This window comes from Streptomyces katrae (assembly GCF_000966975.1).
GTDB lineage: Bacteria > Actinomycetota > Actinomycetes > Streptomycetales > Streptomycetaceae > Streptomyces > Streptomyces katrae.
Window position 1 is genome coordinate 1 of record NZ_JZWV01000260.1, and the last position, 3,317, is coordinate 3,317.

Annotated in this window: 4 protein-coding genes; 3 read left to right on the plus strand and 1 reads right to left on the minus strand. The window is 71.1% G+C overall.

The window, feature by feature from the left end:
- A partial coding sequence (locus tag VR44_RS11215; RefSeq protein ID WP_045947288.1) for a hypothetical protein occupies positions 1-203 on the plus strand: 203 nt, incomplete at its 5' end.
- 159 nt (positions 204-362) lie between these two features.
- Here VR44_RS11215 and VR44_RS11220 read toward each other — a convergent pair.
- On the minus strand, positions 363-1,064 hold the full coding sequence (locus VR44_RS11220) for a MerR family transcriptional regulator (protein WP_045947289.1): 702 nt from the start codon (positions 1,062-1,064) through the stop codon (positions 363-365).
- 97 nt (positions 1,065-1,161) lie between these two features.
- On the opposite strand from VR44_RS11220, the gene VR44_RS11225 reads away from it, so the two are divergent.
- Positions 1,162-1,635, plus strand: coding sequence for a DUF6194 family protein (locus tag VR44_RS11225; protein ID WP_045947290.1), 474 nt, complete (start codon positions 1,162-1,164; stop codon positions 1,633-1,635).
- Positions 1,636-2,376: 741 nt separating this feature from the next.
- On the plus strand, positions 2,377-3,255 hold the full coding sequence (locus VR44_RS11230; protein ID WP_045947291.1) for a hypothetical protein: 879 nt from the start codon (positions 2,377-2,379) through the stop codon (positions 3,253-3,255).
- The last annotated feature ends 62 nt before the right edge of the window (positions 3,256-3,317 follow it).

The window sequence follows — 3,317 nt, forward strand, 5'->3', positions numbered from 1 at the left end:
GGTCGGTGACCACCGCGTCCTACGGCAACAAGGGCGACCTCCCGATCGTGGGTGACTGGGCCGGCAAGGGCCGTACCAGCTTCGGTGTCTACCGGCCGAGCACCGCCACCTTCGCCCTGAACAACGCCTACGCCGGCACCGCCGACGCGGTGACCACCTACGGCAACCCCGGCGACACCCCCGTCACCGGCAACTGGAACTGACACAAGCACCGCGGGGCGAGCACCGTGAACCGACAACCTGGTCACGGTGCTCGCCCCGACGCGTGCCGTCGTCAAGGATCCCAGCGGCCTCCGGACACCGGCCAAGCAGCTTTGCCGTCCGTCGGACAGCCGACCCGATCGCCCACGGCCGTCTTCGGATCAGTCTGTTCGCCCCCGCAGGGAGAGCACGGCGCGGAGGGCCGGCGCGCTGTCGAGGAGGGCTGCGGATCGTGCGGTGATCCCCGCGTCCCTGGCGGCCAGCACCGAATCGACGTCCCGCGATCGGCGGCCATCGCGGAGCTGCGGCACAAGGGCCCGGAGCGGCGTGATGCGGTATCCGGCCTTGCGCAACTGGTGCACGATCCGCGCGTCGCGCACCTGGGCCGGTGTGTAGCGTCGGGTTCCGCGCGCGGGGTCGCGGTCGGGGACAACGAGGCCCTCCGCATGCCAGTGCCGCAACGTCGAGGGGCGTACGTCGAGGGCGGCGGCAAGCTCGGAGATGCTCATCGCGTCCGAGGCGCGTACGTCGTCGATCGGCTCGCGGGAGATCGCACGTGCGGCGTCCTTGGCCTGCCCGAGTTCGGCCCGCTCCCGGTCGAGTCGGGCGTGCGCCGCGTCGAGGAGGGCCAGGGCCTGCGAGGTCGGGCCCCGATGGAAGGCCCGGACGATTTCCTTGGCCTCGATCGGCCCTACCGCCGCGGCGAGGGCCCGGTAGGCCAGGGCGCACTGCAGATGCAGCTCGCCGTAGGTCCGGTACCCCGTGGCCGTGCGCGCTGCGGGTGGGAGCACACCGTCGCGTTCGAGGTTGCGGATCTGCTGGACGGAGTATCCGACGCTACGCGCGACATCAGCAGTGCGCATACCACCTGATTTGAGACTTGCCACGTGGAAACCCTATGCCAGAGGCGCTCCGGCGGCCGAAACTCTCCACAAGCACTTCCGTAGAACACTGGAGCACATGACGAGTGAAGAGATCATCAGCTTCGTGAACACCCTCGACGGCGTCCTGATCCTCAGGCCCGCACCCGGCGACGGCACGCCGGAAATCAGCTGGGGCGACACGTTCTTCTACTACGCGCCCGACGGCGTCACGCCGACGGCGTCCCAGCCCTTCGCGACCGTCGTGACCAAGGACTACCCCGATGACGAGTCGTCCCGCTTGGACAGGCCGGGCGCCTTCCGTGTGAACATCGCCGCCGGCAAGGACGCGTTCATCCGGTGGACCGGGCACGCGCCGCGCGAACCGGTCAGTGCCGAGGTCGACCCCAGCGCAGCCGACACCGTGATCGCGCACCCCGTGTACGGCAGCCTGGGCTGGCTGGCCGTGGTGAACCCGGGCGAGCGTACGCAGGCCGCAACCCGCGAGCTGCTGCGAACCGCCCACCACCTCGCCCGCTCACGCCACGAGCGACGCACTGAACCGACAGCATGATGAAGGGGCTACGGTCTGCCGGGGGAGCGGACCGAGATCCCCCGGCACTGCCGGGGTGGAGGCGGTGCAGTAGCGGCCGAGCGCCTCGCCCGTGCTCGCGCACCGGCAGCCTCCGGTGGGGGCCGCAGCCCTGACCCTCACGGTTCTGGTTCTTTGCCCGGGCGACGGAATACGTCGGGCGCCGGTTCGTCAAGCACGACCGGCTGAACCACGTCGGCGGCCGCTGGGCCTTCGCCTCACTCAGCGGAGCGGCAGGCACGGACGCCCACTACCGGTGCCGAAGGGCCGGCGGAGACGGGCACGTTGGAGGGCGTCCAGGATCCGGAGGCGGACAGGGTCCGCGCGCCAGGACTGGTCCGGAGCGGACACCTCCAGCTCGACATGCCGGCCCGCATCGCGGATCACCCACGCCTATCGGGGGGCACGTCGGCGGGAAGCGACCGGTCTCGAACCCGCTTGTAACGTTCCGCCGTTTGGCGGCACTGACGGGTATGAGCCATGACGACCCGCGTGCACTGCTCCTCAACCGCACGCCGAAGAAGAGCCCGGCGCGGAGCCGTAGGCAGGCAGTACGCCTCCTACGGGAGGACGCGCGGCGGCTGTCCGATCCGTGGCAACGAGGACGGGCCGAGCACCGCGCCATGAATCCATGACGTGGAACCTGCTCCACATCGCCCGGCTGCCGCTCCGGCCTCAAGAACCCCTAAACCCGCTGTCATCAGCAACGAAAGGCTGAGAACCATGACCGTCGAGACCGTCGAGACCGCTCCCACCTGCGCCTACCCCGGCTGCACCCACGCGCCCGAGCCGAAGGCGCCCGGCACGGAGGGACCGGCTTCCCGTTACTGCGACCACCCCGACCACAACGCACTGGGCGCCTTCCGGAAGTTCCGCGCCAAGCGGCAGCAGCGCAAGGAGGACAAGCGAGCGGCGGCCGACGCCAGGAAGGCGGCCAAGGAGGAAGCGAACGGAGCCGCTGAGGGGGCAACCGCCGCCGGGCAGTCGTGGCCCGCCGCCTCCGCCCCGGGAGCCCAGGTCGTGTCCCAGGCGCACGGACACACCCCCGCCACCGAGACGTCCGAGCCCGCCCCGGCGCTCAAGGCCATGGAGACGACGGAAGCCATGGCTTCCACGGCGGCCGCAGATTGCGGCGACGGCGCCCAGTCCCGCGACACCGTCGTCGCACTCATCAGGCAGCTCTCCACCGACCTCCCCGCCTACATCGAGGAGTTGGCGATCATCACCGACTCCGCGGCGGCCGAGGCGCGCATCGAGACGGTCACGCGCGCGTCCGCGCAGCGCATCCTCGCCGCCGAGGAGCGTGCCACCCTCGCCGAGGAGGCGGCCGACATGGCCGTCACCGCGCTCGACGCCGCGATCGAGAAGTTCGCCCAGGAGACCACCGCGATCCGCGAGGAGGCCGCGGGCAAGGTCGCCGACGCCGAGTTCGTCCGGGCCGAGCTGGAGCGCTACCGCGAGCGCGTCGGCATGCTCGAGGTCCGGCTCGACGCCGTCCGCGACGAGGCCGACGCGCTGCGCCGCGCTCAGGTGGCAACTCCGGCGGCCACGAGCTCCCCGGCCACCCCTGCTGAGCACGCCCACCCCGCCGGGAACTGTTGAAAGTCGTAGACGGACCGGAGCGGCGGACGCTCATCCGTAACGTCCGCCGCTCCTTCCATCTC

Excerpts from the sequence above, each read along its gene's own strand:
- VR44_RS11220 (WP_045947289.1), bottom strand. The coding sequence starts at position 1,064 with ATGCGCACTGCTGATGTCGCGCGTAGCGTCGGATACTCCGTCCAGCAG.
- VR44_RS11225 (WP_045947290.1), top strand. The coding sequence starts at position 1,162 with ATGACGAGTGAAGAGATCATCAGCTTCGTGAACACCCTCGACGGCGTC.
- VR44_RS11230 (WP_045947291.1), top strand. The coding sequence starts at position 2,377 with ATGACCGTCGAGACCGTCGAGACCGCTCCCACCTGCGCCTACCCCGGC.